20 protein-coding genes are annotated in these 23,336 nt (G+C 68.1%); 8 read left to right on the forward strand and 12 right to left on the reverse strand.

The window, feature by feature from the left end:
* Positions 1–9: 9 nt before the first annotated feature.
* From VD964_RS03440 to VD964_RS03455, 4 genes are all read right to left on the reverse strand, one after another.
* Complete coding sequence (locus VD964_RS03440; protein ID WP_324865593.1) at positions 10–1,617, reverse strand: carboxyl transferase domain-containing protein; 1,608 nt, start codon at positions 1,615–1,617, stop codon at positions 10–12.
* Between the two features lie 46 nt (positions 1,618–1,663).
* On the reverse strand, positions 1,664–2,797 hold the full coding sequence (locus VD964_RS03445) for an acyl-CoA dehydrogenase (protein WP_324865595.1): 1,134 nt from the start codon (positions 2,795–2,797) through the stop codon (positions 1,664–1,666).
* Between the two features lie 183 nt (positions 2,798–2,980).
* On the reverse strand, positions 2,981–4,162 hold the full coding sequence (locus VD964_RS03450; RefSeq protein WP_324865597.1) for an acetyl-CoA C-acyltransferase: 1,182 nt from the start codon (positions 4,160–4,162) through the stop codon (positions 2,981–2,983).
* A 68-nt stretch (positions 4,163–4,230) separates the two neighbouring features.
* A complete protein-coding gene (locus VD964_RS03455; RefSeq protein ID WP_324865599.1) occupies positions 4,231–5,403 on the reverse strand; it encodes an isovaleryl-CoA dehydrogenase in 1,173 nt (390 codons plus the stop codon).
* Between the two features lie 313 nt (positions 5,404–5,716).
* Between VD964_RS03455 and VD964_RS03460 the strand changes: the two genes are divergently transcribed.
* Entirely contained in the window at positions 5,717–6,712 is a 996-nt protein-coding gene (locus tag VD964_RS03460; RefSeq protein ID WP_324865601.1) for a bile acid:sodium symporter family protein, read from the forward strand.
* 69 nt (positions 6,713–6,781) lie between these two features.
* Here the strand turns inward: VD964_RS03460 and VD964_RS03465 are convergent, their stop codons facing one another.
* Both VD964_RS03465 and VD964_RS03470 read right to left on the reverse strand, forming a co-directional pair.
* Complete coding sequence (locus VD964_RS03465; RefSeq protein WP_324865603.1) at positions 6,782–8,203, reverse strand: hypothetical protein; 1,422 nt, start codon at positions 8,201–8,203, stop codon at positions 6,782–6,784.
* Complete coding sequence (locus VD964_RS03470) at positions 8,200–9,306, reverse strand: hypothetical protein (RefSeq protein WP_324865605.1); 1,107 nt, start codon at positions 9,304–9,306, stop codon at positions 8,200–8,202. The genes VD964_RS03465 and VD964_RS03470 overlap by 4 nt, the downstream gene beginning before the upstream one ends.
* A gap of 414 nt (positions 9,307–9,720) precedes the next feature.
* Here VD964_RS03470 and VD964_RS03475 point away from each other — a divergent pair, with 414 nt between their 5' ends.
* Entirely contained in the window at positions 9,721–10,125 is a 405-nt protein-coding gene (locus VD964_RS03475) for a 6,7-dimethyl-8-ribityllumazine synthase (RefSeq protein ID WP_324865607.1), read from the forward strand.
* Between the two features lie 91 nt (positions 10,126–10,216).
* Here the strand turns inward: VD964_RS03475 and VD964_RS03480 are convergent, their stop codons facing one another.
* The 3 genes from VD964_RS03480 to VD964_RS03490 all read right to left on the reverse strand — a co-directional run bounded on the left by VD964_RS03480 (position 10,217) and on the right by VD964_RS03490 (position 14,065).
* A complete protein-coding gene (locus VD964_RS03480; protein ID WP_324865609.1) occupies positions 10,217–10,411 on the reverse strand; it encodes a hypothetical protein in 195 nt (64 codons plus the stop codon).
* A 138-nt stretch (positions 10,412–10,549) separates the two neighbouring features.
* Positions 10,550–13,057, reverse strand: a complete 2,508-nt coding sequence (locus VD964_RS03485; RefSeq protein WP_324865611.1) for a PAS domain-containing protein — start codon at positions 13,055–13,057, stop codon at positions 10,550–10,552.
* Between the two features lie 117 nt (positions 13,058–13,174).
* Complete coding sequence (locus VD964_RS03490) at positions 13,175–14,065, reverse strand: LysR family transcriptional regulator (RefSeq protein WP_324865613.1); 891 nt, start codon at positions 14,063–14,065, stop codon at positions 13,175–13,177.
* A 75-nt stretch (positions 14,066–14,140) separates the two neighbouring features.
* On the opposite strand from VD964_RS03490, the gene VD964_RS03495 reads away from it, so the two are divergent.
* Positions 14,141–15,391, forward strand: coding sequence for an MFS transporter (locus VD964_RS03495; protein WP_324865615.1), 1,251 nt, complete (start codon positions 14,141–14,143; stop codon positions 15,389–15,391).
* Between the two features lie 5 nt (positions 15,392–15,396).
* Entirely contained in the window at positions 15,397–15,927 is a 531-nt protein-coding gene (locus VD964_RS03500; protein WP_324865617.1) for a GNAT family N-acetyltransferase, read from the forward strand.
* 33 nt (positions 15,928–15,960) lie between these two features.
* On the opposite strand, the gene VD964_RS03505 is transcribed toward VD964_RS03500, so the two are convergent.
* Together VD964_RS03505 and pyk are read right to left on the reverse strand one after the other, a co-directional pair.
* Positions 15,961–16,215: a hypothetical protein gene (locus tag VD964_RS03505; RefSeq protein ID WP_324865619.1), complete on the reverse strand. Its 255-nt coding sequence runs from the start codon at positions 16,213–16,215 to the stop codon at positions 15,961–15,963.
* A 95-nt stretch (positions 16,216–16,310) separates the two neighbouring features.
* Entirely contained in the window at positions 16,311–17,810 is a 1,500-nt protein-coding gene (pyk, locus tag VD964_RS03510; protein ID WP_324865621.1) for a pyruvate kinase, read from the reverse strand.
* 395 nt (positions 17,811–18,205) lie between these two features.
* Between pyk and VD964_RS03515 the strand changes: the two genes are divergently transcribed.
* Positions 18,206–19,291 (forward strand): LacI family DNA-binding transcriptional regulator, encoded by a 1,086-nt coding sequence (locus VD964_RS03515; RefSeq protein ID WP_414637091.1) that lies wholly within the window; start codon positions 18,206–18,208, stop codon positions 19,289–19,291.
* A gap of 35 nt (positions 19,292–19,326) precedes the next feature.
* On the opposite strand, the gene VD964_RS03520 is transcribed toward VD964_RS03515, so the two are convergent.
* A complete protein-coding gene (locus VD964_RS03520) occupies positions 19,327–19,506 on the reverse strand; it encodes a hypothetical protein (protein WP_324865625.1) in 180 nt (59 codons plus the stop codon).
* A 590-nt stretch (positions 19,507–20,096) separates the two neighbouring features.
* On the opposite strand from VD964_RS03520, the gene VD964_RS03525 reads away from it, so the two are divergent.
* From VD964_RS03525 to VD964_RS03535, 3 genes are all read left to right on the forward strand, one after another.
* A complete protein-coding gene (locus tag VD964_RS03525) occupies positions 20,097–21,491 on the forward strand; it encodes an MFS transporter (RefSeq protein WP_324865627.1) in 1,395 nt (464 codons plus the stop codon).
* Positions 21,492–21,589: 98 nt separating this feature from the next.
* The gene (gudD, locus tag VD964_RS03530) at positions 21,590–22,924 is read left to right on the forward strand and encodes a glucarate dehydratase (protein ID WP_324865629.1); all 1,335 of its coding nucleotides are present in this window, start codon (positions 21,590–21,592) and stop codon (positions 22,922–22,924) included.
* Between the two features lie 42 nt (positions 22,925–22,966).
* Positions 22,967–23,336 (forward strand): NAD(P)-dependent oxidoreductase (locus VD964_RS03535; protein ID WP_324865631.1); only part of this gene is annotated, 370 nt, incomplete at its 3' end.

Consider the following 23,336-nt stretch of genomic DNA (forward strand, 5'->3'; position numbering starts at 1 on the left):
TCGCCCCCATCACATCCGGAAGACGCCGAAGGGCGTCTTCGGCACCGGCGCGTTCAGCGAGGCCGACAGGCCGAGGCCCAGCACCATGCGGGTGTCGGCCGGGTCGATGATGCCGTCGTCCCACAGCCGGGCGCTGGCGTAATAGGCGTGGCTCTCGCGCTCGAACTGGGCGCGGATCGGCGCCTTCAGCGCCTCCTCGTCCTCGGCCGACCACGGCTTGCCCTGGGCTTCCATGGCATCGCGCTTGACCTGGGCCAGCACGCCGGCCGCCTGCTCGCCGCCCATGACGGAGATGCGGGCGTTCGGCCACATCCACATGAAGCGCGGGCTGTAGGCACGGCCGCACATGCCGTAATTGCCGGCGCCATAGCTGCCGCCGATGATTACGGTGAATTTCGGCACCTTGGCGCAGGCGACCGCGGTGACCAGCTTGGCGCCGTCCTTGGCGATGCCGCCGGCCTCGTATTTGCGGCCCACCATGAAGCCGGTGATGTTCTGCAGGAACACCAGCGGGATGCGGCGCTGGCAGCACAGCTCGACGAAGTGGGCGCCCTTCAGGGCGGATTCGCTGAACAGGATGCCGTTGTTGGCGATGATGCCGACGGGATAGCCGAAGATGTGGGCGAAGCCGGTGACCAGCGTCGTGCCGTAGAGCGGCTTGAACTCGTCGAAGCGCGACCCGTCGACCACCCGCGCGATCACCTCACGCACGTCGAAGGGCTTGCGGGCGTCGCTGGGAATCACGCCGTAAAGCTCGCGCGGGTCGAAGGCCGGTTCCTCCGGCTCGCGCAGGTCGAGGTCGATGTGCTTGGCGCGGTTCAGGTTCGACACCACGCGGCGCGCCATCGCCAGGGCGTGGGCATCGTTCATCGCGTAATGGTCGGTCACGCCCGAGGTGCGGGAATGCACGTCGGCGCCGCCCAGATCCTCGGCCGACACCACTTCGCCGGTCGCGGCCTTCACCAGCGGCGGGCCGCCCAGGAAGATGGTGCCCTGGTTGCGGACGATGATCGCCTCGTCCGACATCGCCGGGACATAGGCGCCGCCGGCGGTGCAGCTTCCCATCACCACGGCGATCTGCGGGATGCCCTCGGCCGACATGTTGGCCTGGTTGTAGAAGATGCGGCCGAAATGGTCGCGGTCGGGGAAGACCTCGTCCTGGTTCGGCAGGTTGGCGCCGCCCGAATCCACCAGATAGATGCAGGGCAGGTTGTTCTGCTGGGCGATCTCCTGCGCGCGCAGGTGCTTCTTGACCGTCAGCGGGAAATAGGTGCCGCCCTTCACCGTCGCGTCGTTGGCGACGATCATGCACTCCTGCCCGGCGACGCTGCCGATGCCGGCGATGATGCCGGCCGACGGGATGTCCTCGGCATAGACGCCGTCGGCGGCCAGCTGCGACAGCTCCAGAAACGGCGAGCCGACGTCGAGCAGTTGGCGGATGCGCTCGCGCGGCAGCAGCTTGCCGCGGGCGAGGTGCTTGTCGCGCGCCTTGGCTCCGCCGCCCTGCTGGATGGCGGCGACCTTCCGGCGCAGATCGTCGACCAGCGCCTGCATGGCGTCGGCGTTGGCCTGGAACTCGGCGGAGCGCGCGTTCAGGGCGCTCTTCAGGACGGTCATGCCGTCTTCCTCCCGGTTTGGCGGTCTTGGTTATTGGGCTTGGGGGTTATTGAACAAGCGCGCGGCTGATGACCAACCGCTGGATGTCGCTGGTGCCCTCGTAGATCTGGCAGACCCGGACGTCGCGATAGATGCGCTCGACCGGGAAATCGGCGAGATAGCCATAGCCGCCATGGACCTGGATGGCGTCGGAACAGACCTTCTCCGCGATCTCGGAGGCGAACAGCTTGGCCATCGCCGCCTCCTTCATGCAGGGCACCCCGGCATCGCGCAGGCTCGCCGCATGCAGCACCATCTGGCGCGCCGCCTCCACCCGGGTCGCCATGTCGGCGAGGCGGAAGGCGATGGCCTGATGCTGGATGATCGGCACGCCCATGCTCTGGCGTTCCTGGGCATAGCGGATGGCGTGGTCCAGCGCCGCGCGCGCCATGCCGACCGACTGCGAGGCGATGCCGATGCGCCCGCCCTCCAGGTTCGCCAGCGCCACCTTGTAGCCCGCCCCTTCGGCCCCGAGCATCAGGTCGGCGGGAACCCGGCACTCCTCGAACACGATCTGGCAGGTGTCGGAGCAGTGCTGTCCCAGCTTCTCCTCCGTCCGCGCCACCTGATAGCCCGGCGTGTCCGTCGGCACGATGAAGGCGCTGAGCCCCTTCTTGCCGGCGGCCGGATCGGTCACCGCGAAGACGATGGCGACGTCGGCCTGCGAGCCGGAGGTGATGAACTGCTTGGTGCCGTTCAGCACCCAGCAATCGCCGTCGCGCCGGGCACGGGTCTTGATCGCCGAGGCGTCGGACCCCGCCTGCGGTTCAGTCAGGCAGAAGGCGCCCAGCATCTCGCCGCGCGCCATCGGCTTGAGGAAGCGGTCCTTTTGCGCGTCCGTGCCGAACTTCAGGATCGGCATGCAGCCGACCGAGTTGTGGACGCTCATGATGGTGGAGACGGCGCCGTCACCGGCGGCGATCTCCTCGATGGCGAGCGCGTAGGCGACATGGTCGGTGGCGGCGCCGCCATACTCCTCCGGCACCAGCATGCCCATCAGGCCGAGTTCGCCCATCTCGGCGAGTTCCGCCTTGGGAAAGGCGCCGCTGCGGTCGCGCTCGGCGGCGGTTGGGGCGAGCCGGTCCTGCGCGAAGGCGCGGGCCATGTCGCGGACCATGGTCTGTTCTTCGGTCAGGTGCATCGGGCGTTTCCTCGGGCGATGGTTCTTTGTTGGTGGCGTGCTGTGCCGTGCCCCCTCCCCATCCCTCCCCCTATTCGAGGGAGAGGGGGGTAGGACGCTTGGCGGCGTGACGTAGCGCGAAGCGGCGGCAATTCCCTCTCCCTCGAAGAGGGGGAGGGTTAGGGAGGGGGCAAGTGCCCGCCCTTACACCCGCTCCACCGCGATCGCCGTCGCCTCACCGCCCCCAATACACAGCGACGCCACGCCACGCTTCAGGTCATACTTCTCCAACGCCGCCAGCAGCGTCACCAGGATCCGCGCCCCCGAAGCCCCGATCGGATGCCCAAGCGCGCAGGCGCCGCCATGCACGTTCACCTTGTCGTGCGGCAGGTCGAGGTCGCGCATCGCCGCCATGGTCACCACGGCGAATGCTTCGTTGATCTCGAACAGATCGACGTCGCGGGCGGACCAGCCCAGCTTGTCGAACAGCTTCTGCATGGCACCGACCGGGGCGGTGGTGAACAGCGCCGGCTGCTGGGCGTGGTTGGAATGGCCCTTGATCTCGGCGACCACGCGCAGGCCGCGCTTCTCCGCCTCGCTGCGGGTGGTGACGACCAGCGCCGCGCCGCCGTCGGAAATCGACGAGGCATTGGCCGCCGTCACCGTGCCGTCCTTGGCGAAGGCTGGCTTCAGCGTCGGGATCTTCTTCGGATCGCCCTTGCCCGGCTGCTCGTCGGTGTCGACCAGCGTGTCGCCCTTGCGACCCTTCACCAGAACCGGCGCGATCTCCGCCTTGAAGGAGCCGTCCTCCACCGCCTTGCGGGCGCGGGTCAGGCTTTCGATGGCGTAGTTGTCCTGCGCCTCGCGGGTGAAGTTGTAGCTGCTGGCGCATTCCTCGGCGAAGGTGCCCATCAGGCGGCCCTTCTCGTAGGCGTCCTCCAGACCGTCGAAGAACATGTGGTCCAGCACCTTGCCGTGACCCATGCGATAGCCGGCACGGGCGCGGTCCAGCAGGTAGGGGGCGTTCGACATGCTCTCCATGCCGCCGGCCACCACGACCTTGGCCGAGCCGGCCTTGATGACGTCATGGGCGAACATCACCGCCCGCATGCCCGACCCGCAGACCTTGGAGATGGTGGTGCAGCCCACCCCCTTCGGCAGCCCGGCGCCCAGCGCCGCCTGACGCGCCGGCGCCTGGCCCAGACCGGCCGACAGCACGTTACCCATGAACACCTCGTCCACCGCGTCCCCGGCCAAGCCGGCGCGTTCCAGCGCCGCCTGGATGGCGACGGCGCCCAACTGCGGGCCGGTCAGGCCCATGAGGTCGCCCTGGAAGCCGCCCATCGGCGTGCGGACGGCGGCGGCGATGACGATGCTGTCGGTCATGGTGGTCGGTCCCTTTCCCTCGATGCTCTCTATGCTTTGCCGAACCGCTTTACGCGGTCTCCCAGCCTTCAGGCCGTTTCTTTGAACAATTCGCGCCCGATCAGCATGCGGCGGATCTCGCTGGTGCCGGCGCCGATCTCGTAGAGCTTGGCGTCGCGCAGCAGGCGGCCGGTCGGGTACTCATTGATGTAGCCGTTGCCCCCCAGGGTTTGAATGGCCTCCAGCGCCATCCAGGTCGCCTTTTCGGCGGAGAACAGGATGGCGGCGGCGGCGTCCTTGCGGGTGGTCTCGCCCCGGTCGCAGGCCTTGCAGACAGCGTACACATAGGCCTTGGCGGCGTTCATGATCGTGTACATGTCGGCGATCTTGCCCTGCATCAGCTGGAATTCGCCGATGGGCTGGCCGAACTGCTTGCGGTCGTGGACATAGGGGATCACCACGTCCATGCAGGCCTGCATGATGCCGAGCGGACCGCCGGACAGCACCGCGCGCTCGTAATCCAGGCCGGACATCAGCACGTTCACGCCGCGGCCGACGCCGCCCAGGATGTTCTCCTCCGGCACCTCGCAGTCCTCGAACACCAGTTCGCCGGTGTTGGAGCCGCGCATGCCCAGCTTGTCCAGCTTCTGCGCCACCGAGAAGCCCTTGAAGCCCTTCTCCACCAGGAAGGCGGTGATGCCGCGCGGGCCGGCGTTGATGTCGGTCTTGGCGTAGATCACCAGCGTGTCGGCGTCGGGGCCGTTGGTGATCCACATTTTGGTGCCGTTCAGGACGTAACGGTCGCCCTTCTTCTCCGCCCGCAGCTTCATCGACACCACGTCGGACCCGGCGTTCGGCTCCGACATCGCCAGCGCGCCGATATGCTCGCCGGAGATCAGCTTCGGCAGGTAGCGGCGCTTCTGATCCTCGGTGCCGTTCTTGCGGATCTGGTTGACGCAGAGGTTCGAATGGGCGCCGTAGCTGAGCCCCACCGAGGCCGAGGCGCGCGACACCTCCTCCATCGCCACGACATGCTCCAGATAGCCCATGCCGGCGCCGCCATATTCCTCCTCGACCGTCACGCCGAGGATGCCGAGGTCGCCCATCTTGCGCCACAATTCGTTCGGGAACTCGTTGCTGTGGTCGATCTCGGCGGCGCGGGGGGCGATCTCGTTGGCGGCAAAGCTGCGCACCGAATCGCGCAGCATATCGGCCGATTCACCGAGGTCGAAATTCAGGCTGGGGTACTGGTTGGACAGCATGGCGTATCGCTCCCCTAGGAAATCATCCGTTCTTTGACCATACGTTACCGTATGGCGAGGCGGGTGGCAAGGGGCAAGCTGACGCCTGCGAAACCTGTAGTCCTTCAAGGGATTAAGGGCGCTTCGCCACCGCCTTGGCCCTTGCGGATACGCTGCCGCATCGTGGAAAGAGTCTAAAAAAGGCAGTGATTTCAACGCTGCCATGCGTGCCGTCCGGCTGGGTGCGGCGTGGTCGCGCTTTCATATTGCTGCGGTGCGGGGCTAGTTTCTGGATACCGTATACCTGAGGACGCTGCGAAGGAGCCTTGTGACGATGATCCGCGTACCGCGCCCGAACATGGACGGCTTCACAATCGCCCTGGTGGCGACCGTCGGGCTGGCGACCGTGCTGCCGGTGCAGGGCCAGATCGCCCACTGGGTGCATTATCTGGCGGAGGCGGCCATCGCGCTGCTGTTCTTCCTGCACGGCGCCCGTCTGCCGCGGGAAGAGGTGGTGGCGGGCATGTCGCACTGGCGCCTGCACCTGCTGATCTTCAGCCTGACCTTCGCCGCCTTCCCGCTGATCGGCTGGGCGGTGGTGGCGACGCTGCCGCACAGCCTGCTGCCGCCGGCCCTGGCGGTCGGGGTTCAGTTCCTCTGCCTGCTGCCGTCCACCGTCCAGTCCTCCATCGCCTTCACCTCGATGGCGCGGGGCAATGTGGCGGCGGCGGTGTGCAGTTCCACCCTGTCCAACATCTCCGGCATCCTGATGACGCCGCTGCTGGTGGCGCTGTTCCTGAAGGTGCAGGGGGGCGCGCTGTCGCTGGACACGCTGCAGACCATCGCGGCGCAGCTTCTGCTGCCCTTCGTCGCCGGACAACTGCTGCGGCGCTGGGTCGGCGCCTGGGCGGCGCGGCACAAGGCGATGCTGAAGTTCACCGACCGCGGATCGATCCTGCTGGTCGTCTACATCGCCTTCAGCGAGGCGGTGGTGAACGGCCTGTGGCATCAGGTTCCGCCTGCGGCGCTGGGCATGGTGGTGCTGATCGACTGCGCGATCCTGGCGCTTTTCCTGGTCGGGACGACGCTGCTCAGCCGCCGCCTGGGCTTCTCCCGCGCGGACGAGGCGGTGATCGTCTTCTGCGGATCGAAGAAGTCGCTGGTCAGCGGCGTGCCGATGGCCGGCGTGCTGTTCGCCCCGGCCACCGCCGGTCTGGTGCTGCTGCCGGTGATGGTGTTCCACCAGATCCAGCTGATGGTCGGCGCCGTCCTCGCCCGCCGCTACGCCGACGAGGAAGATGCGCGCGACGCCCTGCCGGCGACCTCGTGAGGGGGTGATCGCCCTCTCCCGGATAGAGTCCCCTCTCCCCGGGGGGGAGAGGGGGGAAGCAGGTGCCCCCTACCCCTCTCCAAACTCTCCCGTCGCGGCCATGATGGCGGTGCGGAGCCGGTCGGCCCTGGCGGGGCCGGCGACCATTTCCAGCAGGCGCAGGGCGTAGAACAGGTTGATCTCCGCCGTCTCCGCATCGTCCGGGTCGCCGGCGGCCCTGGGATACTGCGCCAGCAGCGCCTGTGCCCGCTCCAGCAGGCCTTTTTCCATCGACGCCATGGCGTCCTTCAGCGGCTGGTGCAGGCCGAGCGCGTCGGCCAGCCCCTCGCACCGGCGCAAGGCGCGGGCATGGTCCTCCGCCGCGCTCTGGGCGTCGTCGTCCACGGCAACCGGCCGCCCATTGGCGGCGGGGGCCGCCACCGCGGTCAGGATGCCCTGGGGCGCGGTGTCGAGAACGCTGCCGGTCACCATGGTCCGCACCGCCGCCTTCACCGCGTCCAGCCGCTCGCGATAGACCGGCTCGGCCAGGAAATCCATGACGGCGGAGGTGGTGTTGACGCTGGCGACCAGCCGTTCGGCAATGGCGATGGCCTCCTCCGGAGCGATGGCGACGGCGGCCCCGCCGCCATTGCCAAAGCCGTTCCCGTCCAGGCGGGCGCTCCGCTCCTCCAGGTTGGTGACCACCAGCCCGCTAAGCTGGGCGAAGATCACCGGCTGTTCCCGCCGCGCCTTGCCGAGGTCGATGTCGTTCAGCACGGTCAGCAGGTCGGCCGGGTTCGCCATGCGGGAGGCGGCGACCAGCAGCAGGTAATAGACCAGCGTCGGCGATTGGCGCGCCGCCGCCTGGGCCGCCTGCTCGATGGCTTCCACATGGCGGTCGTCCAGCTTCGGCAGCGGCTTGGGCGCCAGCGCGTCCTTCAGCGCCTCCACCGTCAGGCCGATGTCCAGGAAGGCGGCGACATCCAGAACCTGCCGCCGCAGCTCCTCGTCGCCGTGAAGCAGCCGCCACACCATCTGGCGCGATCCGTCCTGCTCCACCGCGCTCCGAATGGCCAGGGCGGCCATCGGCCACAGCCGGCGCCCGATGTTGCGCAGCGCGTTGATGTTGCCGGGCGCGGTCTCCTGCACCTGCCGGTCGAGCTGGTCTATCAGGGCGGTGTCGCCGCACTCCGTCACCAGCCGCCAGACCGGTTCGATCACCCGCCGCTCGATGCGGCCAAGCGGCACGTCGACCCCGCTGAAGCTCTCCAGCACATCCTCGAACGGCATGCACAGGACACGCTTCATCGTCGGGCGGCGGCCGGGCCGCACCTGGACCAGCCGCGGGCGGATGGCGGCGAAGGTCTGGCGCACGTCGGGATGGTCGCGCACCCGCTCCAGCAGGCGGACGACCTCGATGAACTTGTCCTCGGGGATGTCGAACAGCCGGCTTTCCAGCCCCGGCAGGCGGTCGACCTTGCCCTGTCCGCTTCCGTCCGCCGGTTCCGTCATGGCGAGCGCGCTTTCACCGCCTCGATCCGGCGGATGGCGTCCATGTCCATCTGGCCGGTGCGCCAGTCCTCCAGCATGCGGACGGAGCGGCGCTGGGCCAGCCTCACCTGCTTGGAATCCTCCACGAAGTCGCGGCTGGACTCCTTCCTCGGCAGCAGGGGCAGGATGCGGAACAGGTCGTTGACGGTCGCGGCCTGCTGGTGGTGGTCCTCGGTCTGCGCCACTTCCCAGGCCCCGGTGATGTGGCTCCAGCCGTCGAGCAGCCACGCCATCCGCGCCGCCTGGGCGCGCACGCGGACGATCTCGCTGTCCCAGTCGCGCATCAGCGGACCGATCGCCTCGATGCGGCGGTGGAAGTCGCCCAGAACCTTGTCGCCGATGGCGATGGTGTGCTGCGCCACCTCCGCGCAGAAGGCCGCGACCGGGGCGGCGTCGCCCGGCACCTCGCGCGCCCAGTCGGTCAGGCTGTCGCGGAACCCCTTCAGGTCCATCAGCCCGCGCGTCAGCCGGCCGGGCTTTGGCGAGCGCGCCAGCCCGACCGGGGCGGCAACCGCGGCGACGTCGGCCAGCCGGGAATAGAGCAGGGTCGCGTCCATCCGAAGGCTTTCCGCCGCGCGGGTCATCAACTGGCGGGTCAACCGCTGCCCTTCGTCGGTGTCGATGCCGGCCTTCAGCATGTCCGGCGATTCCAGCCCGACCGCCTTCAGGATCGACAGGATCAGCAGGTAATGGGTGAGGGTGCTCTGCTCCTCATCATCCTCCAGGGCGCGGCGGGCGGCCTGCGCCGCCTTCGGCCCGGCCAGCCCGCGCCGCGCCGCCTTCAGCGTCGCCCGGCGGATCTCGTGGGGGGAACAGGCGTCCTCCTTCACGATCAGGTCGTGGAGATAGCGGTCGTGCATGGTCATCGACACCATGTCGGGCACCGATTTCCAGGCGACCACATAGATGCCCATGCCCTGCGACAGGCTGGGAATCAGCACCTCCAGCTTTGACCGTTCGCCGCGGCGCACGCGGGTCTGGGACAGCAGCGGCGTGGTGAAGGCCACCGCGGCCCCCCGTTCCTCGAAGGTCGACGGCGCGTATTCGATCGCACCCTTCAACATGATTGCCGTTCCGGATTCGCCTGACCGATCTGTTACGGCCGCGCCGCCCTTCAGGCCAGGACCGGCGCAAACCTCACGCTCCCATCATTACATGGTCGCAACACAAGCGGCGGCGAGCAATTTGTACCGATTTGTAGCACGCTGCGACGGCCTGCCGCAGTTGGGAGCGAACCGTAGGCGAAACTTAACCTTGACCGCAAACGGCTATCCTTCGCCGAAGCCTTGACGTAATGCGGCGGAAGACGGGCCGCATTTGAGAATGCGAGCCGGAAATCTTTCGAAGATCGGCGGAAATTTTCAAACAGGCGACGCCACTTGCGCTTTGCGCGGCGACGCGACAGTTTGGGCGCAGGTTCAGACCGTAATACTTCAGACCGCCGGACTTCGGGCCGCCAATCAGGGGAGAGACAGAGGGTGAGCAACATCGGCATCGTGCTCGGACGGTTCCACCGCAAGGAAGGGGAAGAGATGTTGGACGAGGCGCGCGCGGTCGCCGCCCGCCGCGGCCTCGGCATCGTCGCGGAGGTTTGGGTTCCCGGTTCGATGGAAAAGCCGCTGGCGATCAAGCGCCTGCTGATGCGCGACGACGTCGCCGGCGCGGTGGCGCTGGGCATCATCGAGCGGGGCGAGACCGAACATGGCAACGTCATGGGCCATGCGGTGATCCGCAGCCTGATCGACCTGCAGCTTCAGTTCATGAAGCCGGTCGGCGTCGGCATCCTCGGGCCGGGCATCAACCCGTCGCAAATCCCGGCGCGCATCCGACCCTACGCCGCCGCCGCGGTGAACGCCTGCGCCGACCTGATCGAGCAGGGCTGACGCGGTTGCATTTCGGCGGGACTCCAGCGATGCGCAACACGCATCGCCCCGCCGAACGGCAGGCCGTCCCCGGTCGTCGGGGCGCCCGCACCTAACGGGACCGCCGCGACGCTCCCAAAGCATTCGCAAGGACGACCAGCCCCAGCCCAAGCAGCGCCAGCAGTGCACCGGGCATGGCGATCAGCAGCGCCAGGGTACTCTCCGGCGCGTCCAGCCCCGTGAACATCACCGCCAGCACTGCCCAAGCCCCTCCGCAGAGCATGGCGAGCCATCCGAGAATACTCACGATCCCTCTTCCCACAGAGCCCCCGCACGACAGCACAGCTGTCCAGCTTAAGGCCGCGCGGCGGTCGAACAAAGTCCGAGCCGGATCCTGAGCCGCGACATTTGCGCCCTTCCAAATGGCGAAGGGGCGCAGGCCCGATCACTGCAATCCCAGCAGTTCGCCGAGCGCATGGCTGAGCTGGCGCGGCGTCACCGGCTTGTGGATGATGCCCAGCCCGTGGGCGGCGGCGTCGCGTTCGCACTCGGGGCCGGTCTCGCCGGTCAGGATCAGGCCCGGAACCGGCGGCTCGTCCGCCTGCTCGAACAGGGCGCGGATGCCGGCGACGGCTTCCGTGCCGTAGCGGCCTTCGCGCAGGCGGTAGTCGGCGACGACCAGATCGGGGCGGCGGCCGCTGCGGCGCAGCGCCTCCACCGCCTTGTCGGCGGAACCGGCGACCAGCACCTCATAGCCCCATTCGCGGAAGATCGTCTCCAGCCCCAGCAGCACGATGGCGTCGTCGTCCACCACCACGGCGAAGCGGCCGTGGCCGGTCGTCGCCGCTTCCGCCGGGCTGAGCGGACGCTCGACGGTCCGGCCGAGCGGCAGGGCGATGACGAAGCTGGTCCCCTGCCCCGGTTTCGACTGGACGTCCACGGGGTGGTTCAGCAGCTGCGACAGCCGCCGCACGATGGCAAGGCCGAGGCCGAGGCCGCGGTTGCGGTCGCGTTCCGGATTGCCGACCTGATGGAACTCCTCCCAGATGCGTTCCAGATGGTCGGGCGGGATGCCGATGCCGGTGTCGCGCACCTCGATCAGCAGGCGGCCGCCGGTCTGCCGGCATTCGATGTCGATCCGGCCGCTCTCGGTGTAGCGCAGCGCGTTCTCCACCAGATTGCGCACCATGCGGGTCAGCAGCGTGCGGTCGGTGCGGGCGGAGGCGTTGCAGGACAGGACATGCAGGTCCAGCCCCTTGGCCGCCGCGACCGGCCGGTAGGAGGCGGCGATGTGGTCGAACAGCGGGACCATGGGCACGGTCTCGATGTTCGGCTGCACCACCCCGGCGTCGAGCCGCGACATGTCCAGCAGGCTGTCGAGCAGCTCCTTCAGCGCGTCCAGCCCGCGGCCGAGATGCATCAGGGCGTTGGCGCCCTGGCTGCCCTGCACATGGGGCTTCAGCACGTCGACGAACAGCAGAAGCGCCTGAAGCGGCTGGCGCAGGTCGTGGCTGGCGGCGGCCAGGAACTTGCCCTTGGCCTGGTCGGCCGCCTCCGCCGTCTCCTTCGCCTGCATCAGCGCCTGCTGCGCCTGCCGGCGGGCGGTGATGTCGCGGAAATAGACAGAAAGCCCGTCCGGGCTTGGATACATGCTGATCTCGACCCAATCGCCGAGGATGGGCGACTTGACCTCGACGGTCATCTCCCGCCCTTCGCGCACCGCCTGCTTCTGCGCCTCGAACGCCTCGCTGCCCAGCACCTTGGGGAAAGCGTCCCAGATGCGCCGGCCCAGCAGTGTGTCGCGCGACCGGCCCCAGAGCTGCTCCGCCTTGCGGTTGATGTAGGTGAAGCGCCAGTCGTGATCGATGGCATAGAAGGCGTCGCTGATGCTTTCCAGGATCATCACCGCCCGCTCGTGCGAGGCGCGTGCCTCCTCCTCCGCGCGCTTGCGCATGGTGATGTCGCGGGAGAAGCAGCCGACCCCCTCCGCCGTCGGCAGCATGCGGATCTCCAGCCACAGCGTGGTGTCCTCGCCGTCCAGGCGTTTCTCCATGCTGGTCGGCACCCGTTCCGTCATGGTCTTGCGGCACAGCGCCTCGAGGTCGGAGCCGGCAAGCTGGGGCCAGATCTCCCACAGGCGGCGGCCGCGGATCGCCGATAGCGGCTGGTGGTCGAGCTGTTCGGCCCGCCGGTTCTGGTAGATCACCCGGTAATCGCGGTCGAGCGCCACCAGCGCCTCGTCGATGCTGTCCAGGATGTCGCTTGCACGCTTGCGCGCGTCGGCTATGGCCTCCTCCATCCGCCGCTCGTCGGAGCGGTCGTGCAGGATCCACAGGTAACCCTCCTCGTCGCCCTGCAGCGGCAGGATGGTCAGCGCCCCCCAGACCGTGCCCCCGTCGCTGCGGCGGAAGGCGCGCTCCTCCTGGATGCGTCCTTCGGCCAGCGCCCGCAGCCTCAGCGCGTCGGGCACGCCGGCCACGACATCCTCCGGCGGGAACAGGAAGGCGACCGGACGGCCTTGCGCCTCTTCCTCCGTCCAGCCCAGGATGCGGACGGAACCGGGATTCCAGCTGGTCACCCTGCCGTCCGGCGATAAGGTCAGGATGGCGTGGCCGACGGCGCTGTCCAGGATGGCGCGCAGCCGCCTTTCACTGTCGGCGTGGGCGGCACGGCTGTGCTCCAGGGCATCGAAGGCGGTTCGGAGATCCTCGTTGAGCGCGGTGACCGTCAGCAGGTCGTCGCAGCCGGTGCAGGCGTTGGCGAGGGCGGCGCTCAGCCGCGCGTTTTCCCGCTCCAGCTCTTCCACCCGCGCCGCCAGCTGCGCATCGGGAGCGGTACCCGGTTGGACAGTCGGCTGAGTGTTCGGGGAAGCGTTCGGTTGGGCATCCGGACCCGCCCCGCCCCCCATCCGGCTGGTCGCGGGCTCATCCGGGAGAGACTGCGGCTTGGTCATAGGCGCTCAAGAAAAACGAAAGTCTCAGTAGACGAGAGTGCGCAAGACCGAAAGCCCCTGTAAACCCTCCAAAGGAAATAGGACTGATGATTGAAGAGGCGATCAATTTTATCTTTATCAATACCGCATATTTGTAATCGCCCCGACCATTGCCCGCACACCGGGATCAGGCACTTTGTCACGCCGCAAAACCAACCCTAGCGTGCGAACCAGCGGCGGAGACAGGGATTGGACTGCGAAGCGGTCGCAGTCGCTTGGTCCCTGGACGGTGACCGACGGCAGGATCGACCGGCCGAGGCCGGCGGCGACGAGGTTCTTGATCGCCTCGACATTGCCGAGTTCCATCGCCGGGCGCGGCTGCACTCCGCCGGCCATGAACCAGCCGTCGATCACCGCCCGCATGGTGCCGCCGCGCTCGTAGAGGATCAGCGCCCCGTCCGCCAGTGCCGCCGGGGCGATGCCGTCCGGCGCCGGCCCATCCCCGATCCGCGGCCCGACGCAGACCAGGTCCTCGCTGCACACCGGTTCGATGGACAGGCCGGCGCGGACGGCCGGCAGCGTGACCAGCGCGAGGTCCAGCGTTCCGGCCTCCACCGCGTCCAGGATGTCGGGCGTGTTGCCGGTGACGACGATGATCTCCAGCCCCGGATGGGCGGCGCGGAGCGCGGTCAGGATCGGCGGCAGCCGGTAGATGCAGGCGGTCGCCCCGGTGCCGATGCGCACGCGTCCCGACTGCCCGGCGCGGTGCCGTCCCATGGCGGCGGATGCTGCCTCCACCTCGTCGCGCATGCGGCGGATGAAGGGCAGCAGGTCGCGGCCGGCCGCCGTCGGCAGGGCGCGCTTGCCCACCCGCTCCACCAGCCGCACGCCGAACCGCTCCTCAAGATTGCGGATCTGCATGCTGACCGCCGGCTGGGTCAGCCCGAGCCGGCTTGCCGCCTCGGTGAAGCCGCCATGCTCGACGACGGTGGCGAAGGTGATGAGTTGGTCGAGATTCAAGCCGCGCATACCCACAGCCTTCCTTATGATTCCGATCAAATCAATAAATTTGCCTTTTCCGCGATGCTCCGCGACGGTGGGGCCATGACGACCGCCTCCCCGGCCCCTTCCCCGGCCCCCTCCTCCACATGGCTCGTGCTGCTGTGCGCCAGCCGCTTCGCCACGTCGCTGTCCTTCATGGTCTATGCCGGCGCGCTCGTGCCGGCGATGCAGGCCTGGGGCATGTCGGCGGGGGAGGCCGGATCGATCCAGACCGCCTTCAACATCGGCTATGCCCTGTCGCTGGTGGGGTCCTCCTGGTTCGCCGACAGCCTGGGCGCCAAGCGCGTCTTCCTGTGGGCGAGTTGGGCGACGGCCCTGACCGGCCTCGCCTTCGCCTTCTTCGCCCGCTCGGCGGAAAGCGGCCTGCTGCTGTTCGCGCTGATGGGGCTGACGCAGGGCGGAACCTATGCCCCGTCCATCATGCTGGTGGCGCAGGGCGTGCCGACGGCGCGCCGGGGTGCGGCGGTCGGCTGGCTGCTGGCGGCGGGGTCGCTCGGCTATTTCGCCTCCATCGCTCTCGCAGCATGGCTGGCGGAGCGGTTCGGCTACGAGGCCGCCTTCATCGCCTGCGGGCTGGGGCCGCTGCTGGCGGCGCTGCTCGCCACGCCGGGGCTGCGCGGGCGCGCCAATCTGGTCGCCGGCGGTGGCGCCCGGCGGCTGCGCGGCGCCTTCCGCTTCCTGGCCGACCGCCGGTCCTTCCTGCTGACCGCCGGCTACACCACCCATTGCTGGGAACTGCTGGGCATGTGGGCCTGGCTTCCTGCCTTCCTGACCGCGAGCCTCAGCGGCTCAGGAGACGGCGGAGCCGGCATGCGCGGGCTGTGGATCGCCGCGGCCATCCATCTCTCGGGCTTCCTGTCGTCGCTGATGATGGGGCGGGCTTCCGACCGTTTGGGCCGGCGGTCCGTTCTGGTGGCGATGGGGCTGCTGGGTGCGGCCTGTTCCTTCACCATCGGCTGGATGGACGGGATGCCGCTGGTCCTGGTGCTGGCGGTGGCCGCCCTCTACGGCTTCTCGGCGCTGGGCGATTCCCCCGTCCTGTCCACGGCGATGACGGAATCGGTCGAGCCCGGCAGCCTGGGGGCGGCGCTGGCCGTGCGCTCCATCCTCGGCTTCGGCGCCGGCGGCGCGGCGCCGCTGGCGGTCGGGCTGGTGCTGGACCAGGCCGGCGGCATGGGTGGCCAGATGGGAGGCTCGCCCTGGGGCTGGGGTTTCGCACTTCTCGGCGTCGGCGGCGGGTTGGCGACCGTCTGCGCCCTTCTTCTTCCCGCCGATCGTCCTCACCGGAGTTGACATTCATGCCTGCCATCACCGTGCGAGCGTCCACCGACGCCGACATCCCCGCCATCGCCGCGATCTATGCCCGCCATGTCCTGCACGGCACCGCGTCGTTCGAGGAGGTTCCGCCGGACGAGGCGGAAATGGCGCGGCGCCGCGCCAACATCCTGGCCCGTGGCCTGCCCTATCTGGTGGCGGAGTGCGAGGGGCGGCTTGCCGGCTACGCCTATGCCGGGCTCTACCGCACGCGCAGCGCCTACCGCTTCACGCTGGAGAATTCCGTCTACGTCGCCGACGGCATGGGCCGGCGCGGCATCGGCCGGGCGCTGATGGAGCCGCTGATCGAAATCTGCGAGGCGGCGGGATACCGCCGGATGATCGCGGTGATCGGCGACAGCGCCAACCACGGCTCCATCGGCCTGCATGCCGCCTGCGGCTTCCGTCCCGTCGGGGTGCTGCCGGCGGTCGGCTTCAAGTTCGGCCGCTGGCTGGACAGCGTTCTGATGGAACGCCCGCTGGGCGAGGGGAGCGACGGGCTGCCGGTCGGCTGACCCGATCAATCCGCCCCGACCAATCCGTCCACCTCAATCCGCCCCCAGCAGCTCGTCCCGACGCGGGCCGGGCGCCTTCGCCATCGGCACCGTCCGCGGCAGTTCCACCATAGGCAGGCGCCAATCGACCGGCGGTGCCGAGCCCGGCGTCGGCCGATGCCGGTCCAGCACCGCCAGCAATGTCAGCAGCGCCAGGGCCAGCGCCACCACCAACAGCCGGCGGTCCACCCCGGCCAGCGGGCCTTTCCCGCCGCCGGATCCGGTGTCGTCGCGATCCGGCAGGGCCATGCTGCGTCCTCCCCTTCCCGTCGGGCCTTTTTCGACAGGCCTCATGTGCCGGGATCAGCTTGAACCATGCGGCCGATCGTCACAACAGGCGCCGCTCACGGAAAACACGCCGCGGTCTCGCGTTGCATTGAGGAGCCCTGCGACGGCCGCTCGACCCAGGCGATCCGCAGGATGTTGGTGTTGCCCGGAACGCCGAAGGGCACGCCGGCGGTGATGACGACGCGCTGGCCTTCCTGGGCAAGCCCGCTGGCATGGGCATAGCGGACGGCCTTCTGCACCATCTCGGAGAAGCTGCCGATGTCGCGCGTGTGGAGGCTGTGCACGCCGTAGGCAAGCTGCAGCCGCCGCGCCGTGGCCATGTTCGACGTCAGGCAAAGGACTGGCACGTCCGGCCGTTCCCGGCTGGCGCGCAAGGTCGTCGAGCCGGAGGTGGTGTAGGTCACGATCGCCGCCGCATGGATCGTCCTGGCAACCTGGCCGGCCGCCGCGGTGATCGCGTCGGCGGAGGTTTCCTGCAGGCTCGGGTGCTGGGATTCGACGATCCTGCGGTAAAGCGGGTCGGCTTCGACGCGCTGCGCGATGCGGTCCATGATCGACACCGCTTCCACGGGATACTCGCCCGACGCCGTTTCGGCCGACAGCATGACGGCGTCGGCACCGTCATAGACGGCGGTCGCGACATCCGATGCCTCGGCCCGGGTCGGCGCCGGCGCCGACACCATCGATTCCAGCATCTGGGTGGCGACGATCACCGGCTTGCCGGCCAAGCGGGCCTCGCGCACGATCCGCTTCTGAAGCGCCGGGACATCCTCCGGCGGCAATTCGACACCGAGGTCGCCGCGCGCTACCATCACGCCGTCCGACAGTTCGACGATCAGTTCCAGATGTTCGATCGCCTGCGGCTTCTCCATCTTCGACAGCAGCGCGGCACGCCCGCCGATCAGGCGGCGCGCTTCCGCCACATCCTCCGGCCGCTGCACGAAGCTGAGCGCGACCCAGTCCACGCGCTGCTCCAGCGCGAAGTCCAGATCCAGGCGGTCCTTGGCGGTCAGCGGCGACAGCGGCAGCACCACGCCCGGCACGTTCACGCCCTTGCGGTCCGACAGGCGGGTGCCGCTGACCACGACCGTATCGGCATGGTCCGACCCGCAGGCGGTGACGCTGAGCCGGACCCGTCCGTCGTCCAGCAGCAGTTCGGCCCCCGGCCGGAGGGCCGCGAAGATTTCGGGATGCGGCATGCCCACGCGCGTCCCGTCACCCGGTTCGGACGACAGGTCCAGCCGCAGCGCCTGCCCCGGGTTGAGGGTGATCGACCCGTCGCGGAAGGTGGCGAGCCGCAGCTTCGGCCCCTGCAGGTCGGCCATGATCGCGATGGGACGGCCGAATTCCTGCTCCATCTCGCGGATCACCCGCAGCCGCTCGCCATGGTCCGCGTGGCTGCCGTGACTGAAATTCAGGCGGAAGACGTCGACCCCGGCGACGAACAGCTCGCGGATGCGCTCCGGCGTCGAACTGGACGGTCCGAGGGTCGCCACGATCTTGGTCTTGCGCTGACGCGGCGGAAGGCCTGATGGGCTGCTGCGGAGAAGGGCCATGGGCTGGTTACTCCTGAACGTGGTGCCTGGAACAATGGGCATGGCGGAATGCGGCACGGCGCGTGGGCTGCGGAATCGCCGGAACGGCGGAGCACCGGCGCCGCCCGGAACCGGGGCCGGCGCAGCGGGCAGAGGATTGGGGACCGCGCTCCCGGCCGGCGGGGATCGCATACGATCCCAGCCACATTCACCTATGACAGCGCTGTCAATCGGCACCGTATCGCCGTGCTCATGGCTTGAGAAGAATTTTCTTCGTCGTTTCCTGCGACAAGTCGCCCATCCTCTCGTTCATCTTGCCGAAGGGGCTTGGACCGGACCCTCGGGAACTTGGCAAACGGCGCGCGACAGCCCTATGTTGTCCTGAACTCTTGAACCGGCTTACCGAAGGTACACTCGTGTCGGATCCCCTGCCCACCCATGCCAAACGGAAGCCGGGCAAGAAGGCGCCCCAGCCGGATCAAAAAAAACCTGCGCCCCGGACTTCCAGCCGGTCTTCCGGCAGCGTCACGCTGGAAGAAGTGGCGCGAATGGCCGGCGTGGCGCCGATCACCGTCTCACGGGCGATCAACCGGCCGGAACTGGTGACCAAGGACACGCTGGAGCATGTGCGGGAGGTGATCGCCCGCAGCGGCTATGTGCCGAACCTGCTGGCCGGCGGCCTCGCCTCCAAGCGCAGCCGGCTGGTGGCGGCGATCGTCCCGACCATCGGCAACTCGATCTTCGCCGAGGCGGTCGAATGCCTGACCGACCGGCTGGGCGAGGCCGGCTACAAGGTGCTGCTCGGCCTGTCGGGCTATCCGGCCTCGCGGGAGGACGAGCTGCTCGCCACGGTGCTGAGCCGCCGCCCCGACGCGGTGTTCCTCACCGGCATCACCCATTCGCCCCAAAGCCGGCAGCGGCTTCTGGCGGCGAAGATTCCGGTCGTGGAGACCTGGGATCTCACGCCCACGCCCATCGACATGCTGGTCGGCTTCTCGCATGAGAAGCTCGGGCGCGCGGTGGCCGCCTATCTGATCGGCAAGGGATACCGCCGCCTCGGGCTGGTCTGGGCGAGCGACGAACGCGCCGCCGTCCGCCGCCGGGGCTTCGAGGAGGCCGCGGCCGAACGTGGCGTCACCGACATCCAGGTCGCGATCCTGCCGGCGCCCGGCAACCTGAAGCTTGGACGCGAAGGGCTGGCGAAGCTGCTGGACGGGCCGCAGCCTCCGGATGCCGTCTTCTGCAGCTCCGATGCGCTTGCGCAAGGCGTCCTGACGGAAGCCCAGGCCCGTGGCCTGTCGGTGCCGGGCGATCTCGCGATCATGGGCTTCGGTGACCTGGAGTTCGCCCCCTACACCTATCCCGCCCTCTCCACCGTGCGGATCGACCGGCAGGCGATCGGCCGGCTGTCGGCCGAAGCGATGCTCGCGCGGTTCGAAGACAAGCCCGTCGAGAAGATCGTCGACATCGGCTTCGAGATCGTGGAGCGGGAAAGCACCTGAGCCCGGTCTGTCCGCCAGTCAGGTGAAGGACCCGATCAGGTAAAGGGAAGATCGATGCCGAGCACCGGAACATTCCGGACCCACTCCGCATGGCCGGTTTCGGCCTCGCCTGAGTCGAACCCGTGCAGCACGGCGAGCTCCACCGCCGCCGCGAGTATCGCCATGACCATGAACTTCAAGGCGAAACGTTGAAATTCCGCCGGCTGTTCTGACATTTTGCGCTCCTGATCACGATGCGCAGGCATCGGGTGAAAGGGTGGCGGGGCCATTCCCGCCGTTGCCCGAGATTATTGACAGCGCTGTCACTACGCACAACAGCCGGTGCCGCATGACTGGCTTTACGATGCTGCAGCGCAGCGCAGCGCTATTATGGGTCCCGGCCCCTTCGCTCCTTGCCGGTCGCAGCGCTATTATTTAGCCATGACTTGCGGGCTTCATAGAAGAACCCGGGACATGGCCATGAATATGCCCTCTCCCCAGAAGTATAGCCTGACCTAGGCAAACGATGCGGCGCCCTGCCGCAGATCCCAAGAAGAGCTTTTTGTTTTCAGCACCTTAGGGACATCGCGCCCATTTTTCTTTGACAGCGTTGTCATAGACGCCGTGAAAGAATCGAATTTTGCCCTTGGATCTACCGAATGGCAGCGCTATCAATTCGTCACTGATAGCGCTGCGAAACCAAGGGACCGCCCGCTGGCAGGACCCGCAGAAGCGCCAAACCGTGACCTTCCGCAAGGCACACGCCAAAGCCCCCAAAAAGCAAGAATCGGGCTGGAGCCGGGCGGTATCATAGGGAGCAATGTCCATGTCCGCTGAAGCCTCCATACCAACCGACACGGTGGTTGACGGAATGGCCACACCGCCAACAGCAGAAAAGGCAGCAGCCGCCCAGGCGAAGCCGACGCATGTGCGCTACCTGATCGTGCTCATGCTGTTCATCCTGACCGCCGTGAACTATGCCGACCGCGCCACGCTGTCGATCGCCGGTCCCGCCGCCTCCAAGCAGCTCGGCCTCGACGCCGTCGCCATGGGGTACGTGTTCTCCGCCTTCGGCTGGGCCTATGTGCTGGCCCAGCTTCCCGGCGGCTGGCTGCTCGACCGTTTCGGCTCCAAGACCATCTACTTCTTCAGCCTGATCACCTGGTCGATCTTCACCCTGCTGCAGGGCTTCGTCGGCTTCCTCGGCGCCGGCACGGCGATCCTCACGCTGTTCGCCCTGCGCTTCATGGTCGGCCTGACCGAAGCGCCGTCCTTCCCGGCGAACTCGCGCATCGTCTCCGCCTGGTTCCCGACGGCGGAGCGCGGCACCGCCTCGGCCGTCTTCAACTCGGCGCAGTATTTTGCCACCGTGATCTTCGCCCCGCTGATGGCGTGGATCACCGCGACCTACGGCTGGCAGTACGTCTTCTACGTCATGGGCGTGCTGGGCATCGTGCTCGGCTTCGTCTGGATGAAGGTTCTGTACAGCCCGAAGGACCACCCGCTCATCAACAAGGCCGAGCTCGACCATATCGAGCAGGGCGGCGGTCTGGTCGACATGGACAACGCGAAGAAGGCCAAGGCCGGCGGCGGTCCGAAGCTCGGTTACCTGAAGCAGCTGCTGTCCAACCGCATGCTGCTGGGCATCTACATCGGCCAATACGCCATCACCACGCTGACCTACTTCTTCCTGACCTGGTTCCCGGTCTACCTCGTCCAGGGCCGCGGCATGACCATCCTGAAGGCCGGCCTGATCGCCTCGGTTCCCGCCATCGCCGGCTTCATCGGCGGCGTGCTGGGCGGCGTGATCTCCGACTGGCTGATCAAGAAAGGCTACTCGCTGTCCGTTGCCCGCAAGACGCCGATCGTGCTCGGCATGCTGATGTCGATGAGCATGATCGCCTGCAACTACGTCGATGCCGAATGGCTGGTCGTCGCCATCATGGCGCTCGCCTTCTTCGGCAAGGGCGTCGGGGCGCTGGGCTGGGCCGTCGTCGCCGACACCTCGCCGAAGGAGATCGGCGGCCTGTCGGGCGGCCTGTTCAACACCTTCGGCAACACCGCCGGCATCACCACCCCGATCGTCATCGGCTATCTGGTCGCCGGTTCCGGGTCCTTCGACGGTGCGCTGATCTTCGTCGCCGCCAACGCCGCCGTCGCGATCCTCAGCTACCTGTTCATCGTCGGCGAGATCAAGCGCGTGGAACTGAAGACGCTCTGACCCCTCCACGCCGGAACCCGATCCGCCCCCCCTCATCACACGATCATCCGAAGCGGAGCGCGGCTCCCATGGCCGCGCCCCTTCCCTGGAGACCCACCATGGCTTCCCAATCCTCCCCCAAAGTCACCGAAATGCTGGTCGTGCCGGTCGCCGGCCATGACGGCATGCTGCTGAACCTGTCGGGCGCCCACGCCCCCTTCTTCACCCGCAACGTGGTGATCTTGAAGGACAGCGCCGGCCACACCGGCGTCGGCGAGGTCCCCGGCGGCGAGAAGATCCGCCAGACCCTGGAGGACGCCCGCGCCCTGGTGGTCGGCCAGCCGATCGGCGCCTTCAACAACATCCTGAACGCCGCCCGCAAGGCCTTCGCCGACCGCGATTCCGGCGGTCGCGGCCTGCAGACCTTCGACCTGCGCATCGCCATCCATGCCGTCACCGCTCTGGAAGCGGCCCTGCTCGACCTGCTCGGCCAGTTCCTGGAGGTTCCGGTCGCCGCCCTGCTCGGCGAGGGCCAGCAGCGCGACGCGGTGGAGATGCTGGGCTATCTCTTCTATGTCGGCGACCGCACCAAGACCGACCTGCCCTATCGCAGCGAACCCGATGCCAAGAACGACTGGTTCCGCCTGCGCCATGAAGAGGCCCTGACGCCCGAGGCGGTGGTCCGGCTGGCCGAGGCCGCCCATGACCGCTACGGCTTCAACGACTTCAAGCTGAAGGGCGGTGTCCTGGCCGGCGAGCAGGAGATCGAGGCGGTGACCGCGCTCGCCAAGCGCTTCCCCCAGGCGCGCATCACGCTCGACCCCAACGGCGCCTGGTCGCTGGAAGAGGCGATCCGCCTGTGCAAGGGCAAGGGCGACGTGCTGGCCTATGCCGAGGACCCCTGCGGCGCCGAGAAGGGCTATTCGGGCCGCGAGGTGATGGCGGAGTTCCGCCGCGCCACCGGCCTGCCGACGGCGACCAACATGATCGCCACCGACTGGCGCCAGATGGGCCACGCCATCCAGCTGCAGTCGGTCGACATCCCGCTGGCCGACCCGCATTTCTGGACCATGCAGGGCTCCGTCCGCGTCGCCCAGATGTGCCACGAATGGGGCCTGACCTGGGGTTCGCACTCCAACAACCACTTCGACATCTCACTGGCGATGTTCACCCACGTCGCCGCCGCGGCGCCGGGCAAGATCACCGCGATCGACACCCACTGGATCTGGCAGGACGGCCAGCGCCTCACCAAGGAGCCGTTCCAGATCAAGGGCGGTCTGGTCGCCGTGCCGCAGAAGCCGGGCCTGGGCGTCGAGATCGACATGGACCAGCTGGCGAAGGCGCATGAGCTCTACAAGGAACACGGCCTGGGCGCCCGCGACGACGCCATCGCCATGCAGTACCTGATCTCCGGCTGGACCTTCGACAACAAGCGCCCCTGCCTGGTTCGCTGAACCCCGCCCCGCGACGACAAGATTGCTTTGGAAGGAAAAGAGATGAGCAAGATCGGCTTTATCGGATTGGGGATCATGGGCGCGCCGATGGCGGGCCACCTTCAGGCGGCGGGTCACACGCTGTTCGTCCACACCGTCGGCCCGGTGCCCGACAGCCTGACCGCCGGCGGCGCCGTGACCTGCGCGTCGGGCAAGGAGGTGGCGGAACAGGCCGAGATCGTCTTCATCATGGTCCCCGACACCCCCGACGTCGAAAAGGTGCTGTTCAGCGCCGGCGGCGTCGCCGAGGGCCTCGGCGCCGGCAAGATCGTCGTCGACATGTCCTCGATCTCCCCGGTCGCCACCAAGGACTTCGCCCGCCGCGTCAACGAGCTGGGCTGCGACTATCTCGACGCGCCGGTGTCCGGCGGCG

It is taken from the genome of Azospirillum sp. (genome assembly GCF_035628975.1).
Lineage (GTDB): Bacteria > Pseudomonadota > Alphaproteobacteria > Azospirillales > Azospirillaceae > Azospirillum.